Genomic DNA, 15,142 nt, shown 5'->3' on the forward strand with positions numbered 1-15,142 from the left:
GTCTGGGTGGTGCGGGGACGAGCAAGTTGGTTCAGTGTGCCCGCGGCGGCGCTGTCGATTCGCGCACCACCAGGCGAGTGGGCAGGATCACCGGGGGTGGCGTCCCGTCGTCGGTGCCGGCGCCGCGCGGCGCGGGCACCAGGCCGGGGTACGGCTCGGTGGCCCGTACGCCGAGCGGGTCGAGCAGGATGCGGGCGGCGAGCAGTCCCTGGTCGGCGGCGGGCTGGGCGATCGTGGAGAGCCCGAGCACACCGGCGAGGTCGTGGTCGTCGATGCCGATCACGCTCACGTCCTGCGGCACCCGTAGCCCGGCGTCGCGCAGCGCGGTGACCGCGCCCATCGCCATCTCGTCGCAGGCGGCGAAGATGGCCGTCGGCGGCTCGCCCCGGGCCAGCAGTTCGGCGGTGGCCCGGGTACCCCCGTCGATGGTGAATCGCGACTCGACGTCGAGGCTCGGGTCGGGCCGCAGCCCGGCGGCCCGCAACGCCTCCTGGTAGCCGCGCCGCCGGTCCAGGTGCGTGGTGAAGGCCAGTTCGTCGTCCGGGTCGCCGGAGATGTGCGCGATCCGGGTGTGGCCGAGGTCGAGCAGGTGGCGGGTGGCGGTCCGGGCGGCGGCCACGTCGTCGATCCGGACGCAGGGCCACCCGGGCACCTCGCTGCCGGAGCTGATCGTCACGCCGGGCAGGTCCAGGTTCGTCAGCGCGTGCACGTCCGCCGCGCGCAGCGGGGTGGCGACCAGGATGATCGCGTCCACGCGCTTGTGCAGGCTCGCCGTGCGCAGCACCCGCTGGCGGGTCTGCTCCCGGCCGCCGAGGTTGTAGAGCAGCAGGTCGTAGCCGCTGTCCTGGAGGAACTCCTCGACCGCCTCGACCACCGTGCCGAAGAACCATCTGGTGATCCGGGGCACCACCACCGCGACCGTGCCGGTCCGGCCGCCGGCCAGCCGGCTGGCGCTCGGTGACACCGCGTACTGGAGCTGTTCGGCGGCGGCGAGCACCCGGCGCCGGGTCGCGGCCGAGACCGTCGGCAGGCCCCGCAGCGCCCGGGAGACGGTGGCCGTGGAGACCCCGGCCAGCCGGGCGACGTCGTCAATTCTGGTCATCGTGTGGGCTCCCCGCCGTGACCCGGGCCCCGCCGCCGGCCGTGCCGGCGGCGGGGCGCGGATCAACCCTTGACGCTGCCGGCGAGCAGGCCTCGCACGAAGAAGCGCTGGAGGGACAGGAACACGATCAGCGGTACGACGATCGACACGAATGCGCCGGCCGTCAGCCGCTGCCACTCGTTGCCCCGGGTGCCGGCCAGTTCCGCGAGCCGGACCGTCAGCGGGGCGGTCTCGTCGCCGCCACCGGCGAAGATCAGCGCGACCAGCAGGTCGTTCCAGACCCAGAGGAACTGGAAGATGCCGAACGCCGCCAGCGCGGGCATGATCAGCGGCAGCACGATGGTGCGGAAGATCTTCGGGTGGGTGGCCCCGTCGACCCGGGCCGCCTCCATCAGGTCGCCGGGAAGCTGCGAGATGAAGTTGTGCAGCAGGAACACGGCGAACGGAAGCGCGAAACAGGTGTGCGCGAACCACACCTGGGCGAACTTCTGCTCGTCGACCAGGTCCCACGCGGGCAGGATCTGCACCCCGGCGACCGTGACGCCGGTGGAGAAGAACCGCAGCAGCGGCACCAGGGCCATCTGCAGCGGCACGATCTGCAGTGCGAAGATGCCGATGTAGACCCAGTCCCGCCCCTTGAAGTTCATCCATGCCAGCGCGTACGCCGCGAGCGACGCGAACGCGAGCGGGAAGAGCACCGAGGGGATGGTGATCGCCAGCGAGTTGATGAAGTAGCTGGCCAACTGCCCGGACGAGCCGGAGCTGAACAGCACCTCCTGGTAGTTCTCCAGCGTGATCTGCGGGTCGCTGAAGAACGTCCACCACCCGGTGGTCTTGATCTCGTTCTCCGGCCGGAGCGAGGAGATGAACAGGCCGAAGGTCGGGATCGTCCAGAGCATCGCGATCACGACCGACACGAGCGTGGCGGTACGGCTGTTCAGACGCTTGCGCACCCGGGCGCCCCGGGTGGTCGGTTCGGTGGCCTGGGCGCCGACTCCGACGGTGGGCGTGGTGGTGGTCATCTCAGCCCTCCCGCTGCTTGCGCAGGTTGCGGATCTGGTAGATCACGATCGGGATCACCAGGACGAACAGGAACACCGCCAGCGCCGAGCCCTGCCCGTTCTCCTGGTAGCGGAACGCCTGGTTGTACATCTCGGTCGCGATCACGTTCGTGTCGTAGTTGCCGTTGGTGGCGGTGCGGACGATGTCGAAGACCTTGAGCGTGGCGATGGAGATCGTCACCACCACGACGATCAGCGCCGGCCGGATGCTCGGAATGGTGATCCGCCAGAACATCTGCCACGCGGTGGTGCCGTCGAGCCGGGCCGCCTCGACGATGTCGGCCGGGATGGCCTTGATCGCGGCGGAGAGCACCACCATCGCGAAACCGGCCTGGATCCACACCATGATCACGATGAGCAGGAACGTGTTCAGCGGCGAGTCCAGCAGCCACTGCTTCGGTTCTCCGCCGAGGCTCACCACGATCTGGTTGAGCAGGCYGATCTGGTCGCCCTCGCCCCGGTAGGCGTAGACGAAGCGCCAGATGATGGAGGCGCCGACGAACGAGATCGCCATCGGCAGGAAGATCAGGGACTTGGCGACCGCCTCGAACCGTGCCTTGTCCACCAGGACCGCGTAGATCAGGCCGAACGCGGTGGCCACCAGCGGCACCAGCAGCACCCAGATCAGCGTGTTGACCAGGACCCGGACGATCGAGTCCTCGGCGAACATCCAGCGGTAGTTGTCCAGTCCCACCCAGTTGCTGCTGCTGGAGTCCATGAAGGAGAGCAGCGTGGTGCGGATGGCCGGCACCACCAGTCCGACGGCGAGCAGCAGCAGCGTCGGCAACAGGAAGAAGAACGCGAACGCGCCCTCGCGCTGCTTGGGCCGGCGGGGCAGCGGCGTGCCGCTCACCGAGGCGGCGACCAGTTGCGCCTCCCGGCGCCGGGCGAAGTACGACGGCACCACGTCGAGGAGCAGGAGCAGCCCGCCCACCACCGCGACGAAGGCGATCAGCCCGTACATCAGCATGAGGAACTTCGGCTGCTCCGCCGCGAAGTCGAACTCCATCGACCCTCCTTCAAGGGTTCGGCTAGCAGAGGTGGCCCGGCCCGGGGGAACCGGACCGGGCCACCTGCTAGATCACTTCCAGCTGCCCTCGATGTCGTTCAGGACGGAGTTGGTGTCCTTGCCGTTGATCCAGGCCACCATGCCCTTCCAGAAGGTGCCGGCGCCGACCGCGGCCGGCATCAGGTCCGAGCCGTCGAAGCGGAAGACCGTCTTCTCGTCCTGGAGGATGCCCACGGAGAGCTTGTCCACCGGGTTCGGCACGTTGTTGATGTCCAGCTTCTTGTTCGCGGACACCCAGTCACCGATCTTGGCGCGGCTGTTGGCGTACTCGCCGGAGGCCAGGTAGGTCTGCACCGCCTGGACCTCGGGACGGTCGGCGAACGCGCCGACGAACTCGCCGCCACCCAGCACCGGCTTGCCCTTGGCCGGGTCGATGGCCGGGAAGTAGAACGCGAAGACGTCGCCGTCCTCGGCCACCTTGGTGCCCTCGGGCCACTGGTTGGCGTAGAAGGACGCCTGGCGGTGCATCGCGCACTTGCCGGTGGTGATCGGCGTGCCGCCCTCCTGGAAGGCGGTGGTGGAGATGCTCTTGACGCCGCCGAAGCCGCCGTTCATGTACTTCTCGTTCTTCAGGATGGTGCCGGCCCGGTTGAGCGCGTCAGCCACCTGCGGGTCGTTGAACGGGATCTGGTGGGTGGTCCACTTGTCGTAGACCTCCGGGCCGCCGGTACGCAGCAGCACGTCCTCGATCCAGTCGGTGGCCGGCCAGCCGGTGGCGTCACCGGACTCGATGCCGGCGCACCACGGCTTGGTGCCGCTGGCCGCGATCTGGTCGGAGAGCTTGATCAGGTCGTCCCACGTGGTGGGGACGGTCCAGCCCTTGTCCTTGAAGGTCTTCGGCGAGTACCACACGAAGGACTTCACGTTCGAGCCGAGCGGGGCGCCGTAGAGCTGGCCGTTGACGGTGCTGTACTTCAGCCAGTCGGGGGAGTAGTTCTGCTCGGCCATCGCCTTGGTGTCGGCGCCGACCGGCTTGAGCTTGCCCGAGTCGACGAAGCGCTTCAGCAGGCCCGGCTGCGGGATGAAGGCGAGGTCGGGGGYGTTGCCGCCGTCGACCCGGACCGGGAGCTGCGCCTCGAACTCGGCGTTGCCCTCGTGGTCGATCTCGATGCCGGTGCAGTCCTCGAACTGCTTCCAGGACTCGTTGAGGCGGTCGGCCTCGATCTCCCGGATGGAGGAGTAGATGGTCACCTTCTTGCCGTCGTGACCTTCGTACTTCTCGTATGCGGCGCATTCGGCCGATCCGGCCTTGTCGCTCTTCTTGTCATCGCCGGTGCCGCAGGCGGCGACACCGAGCGCCAGCCCCAGGACGCCGGCGACCGCGAGCGTCTGGCGCGATCTGGCAAACGCCATGCCGATCTCCTTCCTTGCCGGCGCGTGGGGGGATCGAACCCGCGCCGGTCCGATGGTCGTCCTCACATGTAAGCGCTTGCATCGTGTCGGGTCCACCCCTAACCGGACACGGCCCGGTAACAATCCCGAAACCCTGGCCAGGGGCTTGGGTGCGCTCCCACGAATCTTCCCGGGAACGGAACTTTCTGTCAGGATGTCCGCACCACATTGAAGACTTTCAACATTGGAGGCAGTGGATGCGTAAGCGATGGCTCGCCCTCGGGGCGAGCGCGACGGTCCTGGCGGCGACCCTCGTGCCGGCCGCGCCGGCGATGGCCGCGCCGACGTTCAAGGTCCCGTTCCCCTGCAACCAGTCCTGGTCCGGTCAGACCCGGACCAACCACAGCCCGGCGAACGCCATCGACTTCAACCGCACCGACGACGCCGGCGACCCGGTCGTCGCCAGCGCGCCCGGCACCGTCGACGTGGTCACCAACCTCGGCGACACCAGCTACGGCAAGTACGTCCGGATCAACCACGGCGGCGGCCACACCACCTACTACGCCCACCTGAGCGCCTTCAACGTCTCCGTCGGGCAGACCGTCGGCTACGGCCGGGTGATCGGGTACGTCGGCACGACCGGCGGCTCCACCGGCCCGCACCTGCACTACGAGCAGCGCATCGACGGCAGCTCGGTGAAGATCAAATTCAACGGCGTCCAGGCGCTCTACTGGGGCACCAAGACCTACACCAGCGACAACGGCTGCGGCGGGACGAACACCGGCCAGGGCACCGTGAACACGGCCGGCTCCCCGCTGACGGTCCGCTCCGGCCCCGGCACCGGCTACAGCTCGGTCGGCACGGTCGCCGACGGGGCGAAGGTGACCATCCAGTGCCAGACCAGCGGCACCAGCGTCAGCGGCACCTACGGCACCAGCTCGATCTGGGACCGGATCGGCTCCGGCCGGTTCATCTCCGACGCCTACGTCTACACCGGCTACGACGGCTACATCCCCGGCGTACCCCGCTGCTGAGCCCGGCGGGCGCGGGGGCGACCGGCCCTCGCGCCCGTACCGGTCAGGAGTTCAGCCGCCACACCGCGAAGTTCAGCGCGGACGCGAACGTCACCCACGCCCAGTACGGCAGCATCAGCAGCGTGGCCGGCCGGGAGACGCGCCGGAACAGGACCACGGTCACGCCGATCGCCAGCCACATCAGCACGATCTCGGCGAACGCCAGCCCGTACGCCCCGGCGCCGAAGAACAGCGGGGTCCAGATCGCGTTCAGCACGAGCTGCACCACCCAGGCCCAGAGCGCGGGGCCGAACCCGGCCCGGCGCCAGACCAGCCAGCCGGCGATCGCGATCAGCGCGTAGAGGACCGTCCAGACCGGGCCGAACAGCCACGACGGCGGCGCCCACGCGGGTTGCTCCAGGCTCTGGTACTCGGCGGAGGTGCCCTGCACACCCAGCCCGCCGATCGCGGCCGCGGCGAAGGTGGCGGCGCCGAAGCCGAGCAGCGCCCACCACTTCCGGGTGCCGGTGGTGCGCCGGGTGACACTCTGCGACGTCTCCATGGTCGAGATGTTTCCGCTCGTCCGGCCCGGCAAACGCCGGCCCGGACGCGGAAAAGCCGGAGTCACCCGGCCCGGGTGTTCCGGTCCGGCAGGACGGAACACCCGGGCCCGGCGACCCCGGCGGGTACGAGAACCGCTGTTACGTGTTGAAGATGCTGACGCCACCCGGGCCGACCAGGAGGCCGACGACGATGAGGACGATGCCCCAGAGGATCTGCCGGCGGAACAGGGCGAGAATTCCGGCGACCACCAGTACGACTGCGAGAATCCAGAGAATCAGCTCCATGTCGGCTGAATACCCGTGCGCCCGATCCCGGAAACCTCCCGGTCAGTCGAGCTGGTCACCGCCCAGGTGGAAGACGCTGTACGCCTGCTTGATCACCGGGTGCGCCACGTTGCGCACCCGCACCCCGCCCGGCGTGGTGCCGCGCTCGGTGCCGTGGTGGGCGTGCCCGTGCAGCGCCAGCGCGGTGGGCGCGGCGTCGATCGCCTGCCCGAGCTGGTAGCAGCCGAGGAACGGATAGATCTCCAGCGGCTCGCCGGCGAGCGTGTCCGGCACGGGGGAGTAGTGGGTGAGCGCGACGAGCGCGTCGCAGTCCAGCGAGAGCAGCGCGTCGGCGAGTGCGTCGGCGCTCTCCCGGGTGGTCCGTACGAACGCCTTCATCTCCGGCTCGCCGAAGTCGCTGGCGCAGCGCCCGGCGAACCCGCCGCCGAACCCCTTGACGCCGGCCACCCCGAGCCGCCCGCCCGGCGTGTCCACCACGACGCCGGTGCCCTCCAGCACCGTGATCCCGGCGTCCTCCAGCACCTTCACCACCTGCGGCACCTGGTCGCACTGGTGGTCGTGGTTGCCGAGCACGGTGATCACCGGTACGCCGAGATCGCCGAACTCCCGGGCCACGCAGCGCGCCTCGGCCTCGGTGCCGTGCCGGGTCAGGTCACCGGCGAGCAGCAGCGCGTCGGCGGAGCCGGGCAGCTCCTCCAGCGCCGGACGGAACCGGCCCACCACGTCCTCGTCCAGATGCACGTCGCCGACGGCGGCGATCCGGATCACCATCGAACCTCCCTCACGGCAGCTCCTCGACCTGGGTGGGCGCCTGCGTGCGGATCACCCCGATGTCGCTCGTCACGTGGGTGTCCGGGAAGCGCTCGGCCACCCGGCGCAGGATCTCCTCCCGCCGGTGCGGGCTCTCCACCTCGCCGTAGAGCACCAGCCCGTTCTCCCGCCGCACCACGGTGATGCCCTGCTCGGCCACCGTCGGGTCCTCGGCCAGCATGCTCTGGATCTCCGCCTCGACGTACTCGTCGGGGGGAACGTCGCCGGACAGTCCGGTCACAGGGTCTCCCTTCCGCCGGGCGCGCCGCCGGGCAGCACGTCCAGCCGGTCGAGCAGCACCAGGAACGCCTCCGCGTACGGCGAGTGCTGCGTCTCCTTCCGTACCCGTTCCCAGTCGATCTGCTCCCGCAGCGAGCGGGCCAGCGGCAGGGCGCGGGCGAAGTCGCAGTAGTGCTGCGAGAAGCTCAGCAGCTTGTGCACCATGAGCTGGCTGGCCGAGAGCACCGGCATGTGGATGGCGTCGACCGGGCGCACGATCGTGTCGGCGAACGTCTCCTCGGTCACCGGCGTCTCCACCGGCCGGTGGATCAGGTCCACCATCCGGTCCTCGTCGTAGACCTTGACCAGCCAGTCCTCCGGCGGGCGCTCGGCGGTGAAGCCGGCCTCGACGAGCGCCTCCAGCGCCCGGTCGACGTCGACCTCGCGGAGCAGGAAGTCCACGTCGTGGTCGCTGGAGTGGCCGCCGTGCGCGTACACCGCGAAGCTGCCACCCAGCGCGAACGGGATCTCGGACTGTTTGAGCACGGCGGCGACCTTCTTCAGCGTGTGCACCAGGGTCTCGTCCCCGCGCTCGGCCATCTGCGGCTCCCTCGTCGTCATGGGCGGTGGGATCACGTTGCGTACCCGGCGGACGCTCCGGTCACACCTGTTGCGGCGCGATCGGCCCGCCAGGGCAGGAAAGCGACATACAGGCCGGTGTGGGCGTCGGTCGGATAACCTCGGGAGGGTGGCCAGCTCACTGCGGACGCGGCGGGGCAGGGCCCGACTGCGTGCCGTCGCCCTGATCGGCATCGACGGCTCAGGCAAGACCACCCAGGCGCACCGGCTCGCCCAGGCCCTCACCGCCGCCGGCCACCCCGCGACGTACCACCGCAACGCCGGTGGCCGCCGCTGGCTCGGCCGCGTCGCCCAACGGATCGGCCGTCCGGACGCGCAGCGGCTCGTCGGGCGTGACGGCCTGCTCGTGGTCGAGTCGGCGCTGCGCTGGCTGGCCATCGCGCTCGCGCTGCTGAGCTGCCTGGTCACCGGCCGCACCGCGGTGATGGACCGCTGGTCGTACTGCCAGTACGCGAGCATCCGGGCGCACGGCGGGCAGCGGTGGGAGCGGCTGGTCCGGGCCGGCTACCGGGTCTTCCCGGCGCCCGCTGTCACGTTCCTGCTCACCGTCGACCCGGCCGAGGCGTACCGCCGGATCGAGCGGCGCGGCACCGACCACGAGAGCATGGCCTGGCTGACCGACGCGGACACCGCCTACCGGAGGCTGCCGGAGTACGGCGGCTTCGTGGTGGTGGACGGCAACGGCCCACCGGAGGAGGTGGCCCGCCGGATCCGGGCGCACCTGAGCGAGTGGCTGCCCGACGATCCGTCCGCCGGTCCCGGCCCGGCTCCGGGCGGCCCTCCACGTCCGGCCGGCGGGGCGGGCCGCGACGGCCCGGTGCCGGTTCAGGCCCGGCCGTAGACCGGGATGCCGGCGCCGCTCGTGGGCGCCGACTCGGGGGAGGCCAGGAACCGGATCACGCCGGCGATCTGCGCCGGAGGCACCCAGCGCCGGTGGTCGGCGTCGGGCTGGGCGGCCCGGTTGGCCGGGGTGTCGATGACGCTCGGCAGCACCGTGTTGCACCGCACCCCGCGCTGGCGGTACTCGACCGCGACCGCGTCGGCGAACGCCCGCACCGCGGCCTTGGCGGTGACGTAGCCCGAGGCGCCCGGGAACGGCGACACCGCCGCCCGCGCGGAGACGCAGACCACGGCGCCGTCACCGGTTGCCACGAGGTGCGGCAGTGCCGCCCGGGTCACCAGGTAGGTCGGGCGCAGGTTGAGCCGCAGCATCCGCTCGAACTCCTCGACCGGGGTCTCGTGCACCAGGCCGCCCGCGGCGTACCCGCCGACCAGGTTGACCACCGCGCGCAGTGGCGCGGCCGGCTCGGCGGTCGCGACCTCGACCGCCCGCGCGGCCCCCTCGGGGGTCAGCAGGTCGGCCACGACCCGGACCGGGCCGTCGTCCGTCCCGGCCTCCCGCTGGGGTACGACCACCCGCCAGCCTGCGTCGAGGAAGGTGGCGGTGACCGCGCCGCCCAGCCCACCCGTGCCTCCGGTGACCAGCACCGTGCGTTCCGTCATGGACACACACGCTAGTCAACCGTCGTGCCGACCGACCGGTGACCCGCACGGGCCGTCCGGACCGTCCGGCCGAGGCCGACCAGGCAGGCCCTGCCGCGCGACGGCGGACCGGCACGTCGGGCGGCAGGAGTGACTCGACCGGACCGGTTGAGGCGGTGGGGCTGCGACAATGGGATCCTTGGCCCGGGGGCGGGCACGGAAGACGGTAAATTTCCCGATACGCGGTGTCATGGTTGACGCTCACGCGCTCTGAAAGTAAGTTTCATCCGTGGCGAAGAGTCCGAAGATTTCTGCGAGTCACGAGCCCGGTGGACTGATCGTCCACATCAGCGGCCTGCTGCCCTCGCTGTCCCCGGCCGAACAGCGGGTGGCCCGGCTGGTCGTCGCCGATCCGGCGGACGCGGCCCGGCGCACGATCACCGACCTCGCCACCGCCGCCGAGACGTCCGAGGCGACAGTGATCCGCTTCTGCCGCTCGGTCGGCATGGACGGCTACCCCCAGTTGCGCATCCGCCTCGCCGCCGAGGCCGCCCGCCGGGTCGAGCCGCCGGACGCGCGGGTGGTCGGTGGCGACATCCCGCCGGGCGCGGACCTGGCCCAGATCATCGCCACCATCGCCTTCAACGACGCCCGAGCCGTCGAGGAGACCGCCGAGCAGCTCGACCCGGCCGTCTGCGAACAGGTGGTCGAGGCGATCGGCGCGGCCGGCCGGATCGACGTCTACGGCGCGGGCGCCAGCGGCTTCGTCGCCTCCGACTTCCAGCAGAAGCTGCACCGCATCGGCCGCATCGCGTTCTACTTCCCGGACGTGCACACCGCGCTCACCTCCGCCGCCCTGCTCGGGCGCGGCGACGTCGCGGTCGGCATCTCGCACACCGGCACCACGTCCGACGTCATCGAGGTGCTGGAGCAGGCGCGGGCCCGGGGAGCCACCACCGTGGCGCTCACCAACTTCCCGCGCTCGCCGATCACCGAGGTCGCCGACCACGTGCTCACCACAGCCGCCCGGGAGACGACCTACCGCTCCGGCGCGACGGCCAGCCGGCTGGCCCAGCTCACCGTCGTCGACTGCCTCTTCGTCGGGGTGGCCGCGCGCAGCCGGGCCCGGACCAAGAAGGCGCTCGAAGCCACGGCCGAGGCGGTCCAGTCGCACCGGGTCGGTCCCGGGCGGAGGCGGGGATGACGGCGGGCCGGGCGGAGCGCGACGGCGTGGCGGCGATCCGGCCGGTGGTGCGTGTCGGCGCGCCGACCGAGCGGCGCAACCCGCACAGCTTCGACCTCGACCTGATGTCCACCCGGGACGTGCTCACCGTGATCAACGAGGCGGACCGGCGGGTGCCGGCCGCCGTCGCCGCGGTGCTGGACGAGATCGCCGAGACCGTCGACCTCGCGGTGGCCGCGCTGCGCGACGGACACCGCGTGCACTACTTCGGCGCCGGCACCTCCGGCCGCCTGGGCGTGCTGGACGCGGCCGAACTGGCCCCCACGTTCAACTCGCCCCGGCACTGGTTCTGCTCGCACCTCGCCGGTGGCCCGGACGCCATGTGGCGGGCGGTCGAGGACGCCGAGGACGACGAGCGCGGCGGCGCCGCCGAGGCCGCCGAGTGCGTGCGCCCGGGCGACCTGGTGGTCGGCCTGGCGGCCAGCGGACGCACCCCGTACGTCCTCGGGGCGCTCGCCGCGTCCCGGGAGCGGGGGGCCGCTACGGTGCTGCTCTGCGCGAATCCGGAGGCCCCGGCCGCCGCGTCGGTGGACGTCTTCATCGGCGTGGACACCGGGCCGGAGGTGGTCACCGGGTCGACCCGGATGAAGGCCGGCACCGCGCAGAAGCTGGTGCTCAACACGTTCTCCACGGCCGTCATGGTGCGTCTGGGCCGTGTCTACTCGAACCTGATGATCGACATGGTGGCCACCAACGCCAAACTGCGCGGTCGCATGATCTCGATCCTCGTGGAGGCCACCGGTTGCGCCGAGGAGGTCTGCCGGGTCGCGCTGCGGGAGGCCGACGGCGACCTCAAGACCGCGCTCGTCGCGCTGGTCTCCGGCGCGGAGGTGCCGGCCGCCCGGGCCGCGCTGGCCCGCTCCGCCCACCAGGTACGCGGCGCGCTCGCCCTGCTCGCCTCCTGACCGCCCCCGCTCACCCCTTCTCCCGGCGATCCACCCGCCCGGCGCATCCGTCCGGCGGGTGCGACACGTATCACGTGCGGGAGGGGGACGTTCCCGCCCGTACGGATTGTTCAACGAGGCGGAGGGTAATCCTGAGCGTGGCTGAACCGACCGGTCCACGAGCGCGTATCTCGCAGTGACCAGGATCGCAACGACCCGGTGACGCGGCTCGCTGTGTTCATGGAACAGGCAATGGTGCCATTCCATGGGCGAATAGCGATTCAGCAGCTCCGGCGGGCCCCCAAAGCCGTGTCCGGAAGCCGTCCGAACCGGGCCGGTAACAGGAAACATGGACCGGGCTCTCAGCTAGTACTCAGGCATTCGTGACAGTTTCGACTCACGACATGGAATCCCCGAAGCGTCACATCTGTTGTGTAGGTGTCAGCACCTACGGGCACAGCGGAGGTTACGGGGAGGGCTGATGAACGTGGGGATGGCAAGGAACCGGGCAACCGGCGCGAGCGAGGGGACCGTGGCAATCGTGGACAAGAACATCGGCATGCGTACCGACGAGGTCGCCGAGGAGCGGGACCTGGTCGGCGTCTACCTGCACGAGATCTCCCGGACGCCGCTGCTCGACGCCGCCCGGGAGGTCGACCTCTCCAAGGCGATCGAGGCGGGCCTCTACGCCGAGCACCTGCTCGACGAAGACCGGATCCCCGAGGGCGTCGACCGGGAGGACCTGGAGCGGCTGGTCGTCGAGGGTGAGCGCGCGAAGGACCTGTTCATCCGCGCGAACCTGCGACTGGTCGTGTCCATCGCCCGGCGCTACGTGCGCTCCGGGATGCCCATGCTGGACCTGATCCAGGAGGGCAACACCGGCCTGGTCCGGGCGGTCGAGAAGTTCGACTACGAGCGGGGTTTCAAGTTCTCCACCTACGCGACCTGGTGGATCCGCCAGGCCATCAGCCGGGCGATCGCCCAGCAGGAGCGGACCGTACGGCTGCCCGTGCACCTGGTGGAGGACGTCAACCGGATGCGCAACGTGGCCCGGCAGCTCACCCGTGAGCTGGGCAGCGACCCGGAGCCGGAGCAGATCGCGACCGCCCTCGGCGTGACCGTCGAGCGGGTCAACGAGCTGGTCCGCTGGTCGCAGGACACCGTCTCGCTGGACACCCCGGTGGGCGACGACGGCGACACCAACCTCGGTGACCTGGTCGCCGACAGCGACGCGCCGTCGCCCGAGGAGATCGTGCTCACCGGCCTGGAGCGGCAGCGGATCGAGGGTCTGCTCAACCACCTCGACGACCGGTCCGCCGGCATCATGCGGGCCCGGTACGGCCTGGAGGACGGTCGCGAGCACTCGCTGACCGAGGTCGCGTCGCGGTTCTCGCTCTCCCGGGAGCGGATCCGCCAGCTGGAGATCCAGGCCCTCGGCCGGCTGCGTGAGCTGGCTCGCGCGGAGGGGCTGCAGGCGGCCTGACCTGGTAGTAATTGAGACAACGAACGGCCGGCGTCCGACAGGGGGACGCCGGCCGTTCGCCGTCCGCGTCGATCAGACCCGGCCGTAGCCGGCGATCGACATGATGTTCATACCGCGTTTGCTGACGTTGCGTCCGGCGCTGGGCGCGTCGATGATCTGGCCGTTGCCGACGTAGAGCGCGACGTGCCCGAGCCCGGAGTAGAACACCAGGTCACCCGGTTGCAGCTGGCTGCGGCTGATCCGCGTGGTGGCGTTCCACTGCCGTGCCGCGCTGTGCGGCAGCGACTTTCCGGCGGCCCGCCACGCGGCGAGCGTCAGACCGGAGCAGTCGTAGCTGCCCGGGCCGTCCTGGGCATAGCCGTAGGGCTTGCCGACCGCGCCGTAGGCGTACCGCACGGCCTTGCCGGCGTCGCCGGAGACGGCCGGGGGCTTGCCCGCCGAGCCGGCGTTGCCGGGCGCCTCGGTGGCCCGCCCGTACGCCCTGCGCCGCATCTCGTAGAGGTCGGCCAGGTCTCCCTCGATCCGCGTCTTCGCGGACTTGAGCTGCTTGGCCTGCGCCGCCTCCCGGGCGAGCGTGGCGTCCAGCCGGGTCTTCTGGTCGATCAGCCGCTGCTGGTCGGCGGTGAAGCTGGAGAGGGTGCGCTGGCGCTGGCGGGTGAGCTGGTCCAGTGTGCCCAGCCGCTCCGGCAGCGTGGCCTGGCCACCCGGGTCCAGCAGGGCCGCCGCGGTACGCATGCCGCCGGTCTTGTACGCCGTCGCCGCCAGCACGCCCACCTCGGCGCGGCTGCGCTCGGCCTGTTCCTGCAGCGGCCCGATCCGGGCCTCCAACGTGGCCGCCGTGGCCTTGTTGGCCTTGATGTCCTCGTTGAGCTTGTTGTAGGACTCGACGATTCGCTCCAGCTCAGTCGAGGACTTCTCGATCTGCTTCGTCAGCTCTGCGGGTGTGGGCTCGGCCCGGGCCACCTGCGCCGGGGCGAGCAGCGCGGCCGAGAGGCCGGCCACCGCGAGCGAGCGGAGCAGCATCCGTAAGGACGACAAGAGCGGAAAGCTCCTCTCCCACCGGTCGCCGGGCGCGTTCGCGACCCGGCGACACCGGCCCGGGGCCATCCGGGTGGATGGCTGTCGACCGGGCCGACCTGCACAACCTAACCCGTGATCGGAGTGGTCGGGAGTTCAAGCAGGGGCGAAAGTTGGCAAAGTGGCGGAAAGTGACGATGGTGCAGCATGGTGTGGCTCGCCCGATTGGTCGTTCTGGGCGGATGTCGTCAGCCACCGCCACGCAAAGTCATGACAAAGACTGAAATCGCTTCCTCTTTCCGGCGGGCCACCCGGGGCAGAACCGGCGGCCGATCGCCGAAAACCCGAGGTCAGGTGGCGGGCCCGCAACACAATGAAGCCCGGAACCGGGATTCCCGCACGGGATCCGCGTCCCCGGGAGGCCGCCGTGCAGACCGAACGCTCCGCCACCCAGCCGCCCCGACCCACCTCGCCCAAACTGCTCTACGCCCGCCCCGGCATCGTCGTCACCGCCGAGCGCTTCACCGTCGGCCGCAACAGCTGGCCGGTGGCCGAGATCACCCAGGTGCGGACCGATCGCGGCCCGCACGACCGGCTCGCGATCCGCGCCGTCGCCGTGTCCGCCGCGATGATCGCCGCGGTCGGGCTGCTGCTCGGCTTCACCGGCGGCCTGCACCGGCTCACCGCCGAGGCGTACCTCCTGCTCGGCGCGGTCGGGCTGGTGCCGCTGCTGCTCGTGCTGATCGGCGACCGCTGGCGGCCCCCGGCGCACGAGCTGTGGGGCCGGGTGCGGGGCACCGAGGTGCTGCTGTTCAGCAGCGACGACGAACGACAGTTCGGTCAGGTCAGCCGGGCGCTGCGCCGCGCCCGCGAGGCGGCGCGCATGGGCGGCTGGGCCGACCCACCGGCGGCCGAGCCGTGGCGACCGGCGCGGTGAGCG

General features: G+C 71.1%; 16 protein-coding genes and 1 pseudogene. 6 read left to right on the plus strand and 11 right to left on the minus strand.

What is annotated here, in order from left to right; genetic code table 11:
* Positions 1-31: 31 nt before the first annotated feature.
* The 4 genes from A8711_RS01630 to A8711_RS01645 all read right to left on the minus strand — a co-directional run bounded on the left by A8711_RS01630 (position 32) and on the right by A8711_RS01645 (position 4,585).
* Entirely contained in the window at positions 32-1,102 is a 1,071-nt protein-coding gene (locus A8711_RS01630; RefSeq protein WP_043328803.1) for a LacI family DNA-binding transcriptional regulator, read from the minus strand.
* Positions 1,103-1,164: 62 nt separating this feature from the next.
* Positions 1,165-2,124, minus strand: a complete 960-nt coding sequence (locus A8711_RS01635; protein WP_069087271.1) for a carbohydrate ABC transporter permease — start codon at positions 2,122-2,124, stop codon at positions 1,165-1,167.
* Position 2,125: 1 nt separating this feature from the next.
* Positions 2,126-3,172, minus strand: coding sequence for a carbohydrate ABC transporter permease (locus A8711_RS01640; protein ID WP_069087272.1), 1,047 nt, complete (start codon positions 3,170-3,172; stop codon positions 2,126-2,128).
* 72 nt (positions 3,173-3,244) lie between these two features.
* Positions 3,245-4,585, minus strand: a complete 1,341-nt coding sequence (locus tag A8711_RS01645; protein WP_069087273.1) for an ABC transporter substrate-binding protein — start codon at positions 4,583-4,585, stop codon at positions 3,245-3,247.
* 236 nt (positions 4,586-4,821) lie between these two features.
* Between A8711_RS01645 and A8711_RS01650 the strand changes: the two genes are divergently transcribed.
* A complete protein-coding gene (locus tag A8711_RS01650) occupies positions 4,822-5,598 on the plus strand; it encodes a M23 family metallopeptidase (RefSeq protein WP_043328805.1) in 777 nt (258 codons plus the stop codon).
* A 43-nt stretch (positions 5,599-5,641) separates the two neighbouring features.
* Here A8711_RS01650 and A8711_RS01655 read toward each other — a convergent pair whose 3' ends face one another.
* From A8711_RS01655 to A8711_RS01670, 5 genes and pseudogenes are all read right to left on the minus strand, one after another.
* Entirely contained in the window at positions 5,642-6,139 is a 498-nt protein-coding gene (locus A8711_RS01655) for a TspO/MBR family protein (protein ID WP_069087274.1), read from the minus strand.
* Between the two features lie 139 nt (positions 6,140-6,278).
* Entirely contained in the window at positions 6,279-6,425 is a 147-nt protein-coding gene (locus A8711_RS32310; RefSeq protein WP_013288160.1) for a GPGG-motif small membrane protein, read from the minus strand.
* A pseudogene (locus A8711_RS01660) lies at positions 6,416-7,196 on the minus strand (metallophosphoesterase). Before A8711_RS01660 ends, A8711_RS32310 begins: the two are co-directional and overlap by 10 nt.
* Before the next feature lie 10 nt (positions 7,197-7,206).
* Positions 7,207-7,416: a hypothetical protein gene (locus tag A8711_RS01665; protein WP_225319459.1), complete on the minus strand. Its 210-nt coding sequence runs from the start codon at positions 7,414-7,416 to the stop codon at positions 7,207-7,209.
* Positions 7,417-7,472: 56 nt separating this feature from the next.
* On the minus strand, positions 7,473-8,054 hold the full coding sequence (locus A8711_RS01670; RefSeq protein WP_013288157.1) for a nucleotidyltransferase: 582 nt from the start codon (positions 8,052-8,054) through the stop codon (positions 7,473-7,475).
* A 148-nt stretch (positions 8,055-8,202) separates the two neighbouring features.
* On the opposite strand from A8711_RS01670, the gene A8711_RS01675 reads away from it, so the two are divergent.
* Entirely contained in the window at positions 8,203-8,934 is a 732-nt protein-coding gene (locus A8711_RS01675; RefSeq protein ID WP_043328813.1) for a dTMP kinase, read from the plus strand.
* Here the strand turns inward: A8711_RS01675 and A8711_RS01680 are convergent.
* Positions 8,919-9,596 carry an SDR family NAD(P)-dependent oxidoreductase gene (locus tag A8711_RS01680; RefSeq protein WP_069087275.1) on the minus strand — a complete coding sequence of 226 codons (678 nt, stop codon included), beginning with the start codon at positions 9,594-9,596 and terminating at the stop codon, positions 8,919-8,921. The genes A8711_RS01675 and A8711_RS01680 overlap by 16 nt on opposite strands.
* A gap of 268 nt (positions 9,597-9,864) precedes the next feature.
* Here A8711_RS01680 and A8711_RS01685 point away from each other — a divergent pair, with 268 nt between their 5' ends.
* From A8711_RS01685 to A8711_RS01695, 3 genes are all read left to right on the plus strand, one after another.
* Entirely contained in the window at positions 9,865-10,779 is a 915-nt protein-coding gene (locus A8711_RS01685) for a MurR/RpiR family transcriptional regulator (RefSeq protein ID WP_051611377.1), read from the plus strand.
* Positions 10,776-11,723 carry an N-acetylmuramic acid 6-phosphate etherase gene (locus A8711_RS01690; RefSeq protein ID WP_051611378.1) on the plus strand — a complete coding sequence of 316 codons (948 nt, stop codon included), beginning with the start codon at positions 10,776-10,778 and terminating at the stop codon, positions 11,721-11,723. The genes A8711_RS01685 and A8711_RS01690 overlap by 4 nt, the downstream gene beginning before the upstream one ends.
* A gap of 472 nt (positions 11,724-12,195) precedes the next feature.
* A complete protein-coding gene (locus A8711_RS01695) occupies positions 12,196-13,185 on the plus strand; it encodes an RNA polymerase sigma factor RpoD/SigA (protein WP_043330973.1) in 990 nt (329 codons plus the stop codon).
* Between the two features lie 72 nt (positions 13,186-13,257).
* Here A8711_RS01695 and A8711_RS01700 read toward each other — a convergent pair whose 3' ends face one another.
* Positions 13,258-14,223 carry a C40 family peptidase gene (locus tag A8711_RS01700; protein ID WP_043328816.1) on the minus strand — a complete coding sequence of 322 codons (966 nt, stop codon included), beginning with the start codon at positions 14,221-14,223 and terminating at the stop codon, positions 13,258-13,260.
* 406 nt (positions 14,224-14,629) lie between these two features.
* Between A8711_RS01700 and A8711_RS01705 the strand changes: the two genes are divergently transcribed.
* On the plus strand, positions 14,630-15,139 hold the full coding sequence (locus A8711_RS01705) for a DUF6232 family protein (RefSeq protein ID WP_043328818.1): 510 nt from the start codon (positions 14,630-14,632) through the stop codon (positions 15,137-15,139).
* The last annotated feature ends 3 nt before the right edge of the window (positions 15,140-15,142 follow it).

Source organism: Micromonospora sp. II (genome assembly GCF_001709195.1).
Taxonomy (GTDB): Bacteria; Actinomycetota; Actinomycetes; order Mycobacteriales; family Micromonosporaceae; genus Micromonospora; species Micromonospora chalcea.

Bases quoted from the DNA above. Each gene is read 5' to 3' on its own strand.
- A8711_RS01695 (WP_043330973.1), top strand. From the start codon at position 12,196: ATGGCAAGGAACCGGGCAACCGGCGCGAGCGAGGGGACCGTGGCAATC.
- A8711_RS01655 (WP_069087274.1), bottom strand. From the start codon at position 6,139: ATGGAGACGTCGCAGAGTGTCACCCGGCGCACCACCGGCACCCGGAAG.
- A8711_RS01630 (WP_043328803.1), bottom strand. From the start codon at position 1,102: ATGACCAGAATTGACGACGTCGCCCGGCTGGCCGGGGTCTCCACGGCC.
- A8711_RS01635 (WP_069087271.1), bottom strand. From the start codon at position 2,124: ATGACCACCACCACGCCCACCGTCGGAGTCGGCGCCCAGGCCACCGAA.
- A8711_RS01670 (WP_013288157.1), bottom strand. From the start codon at position 8,054: ATGGCCGAGCGCGGGGACGAGACCCTGGTGCACACGCTGAAGAAGGTC.
- A8711_RS01690 (WP_051611378.1), top strand. From the start codon at position 10,776: ATGACGGCGGGCCGGGCGGAGCGCGACGGCGTGGCGGCGATCCGGCCG.
- A8711_RS01680 (WP_069087275.1), bottom strand. From the start codon at position 9,596: ATGACGGAACGCACGGTGCTGGTCACCGGAGGCACGGGTGGGCTGGGC.
- A8711_RS32310 (WP_013288160.1), bottom strand. From the start codon at position 6,425: ATGGAGCTGATTCTCTGGATTCTCGCAGTCGTACTGGTGGTCGCCGGA.
- A8711_RS01650 (WP_043328805.1), top strand. From the start codon at position 4,822: ATGCGTAAGCGATGGCTCGCCCTCGGGGCGAGCGCGACGGTCCTGGCG.
- A8711_RS01665 (WP_225319459.1), bottom strand. From the start codon at position 7,416: ATGCTGGCCGAGGACCCGACGGTGGCCGAGCAGGGCATCACCGTGGTG.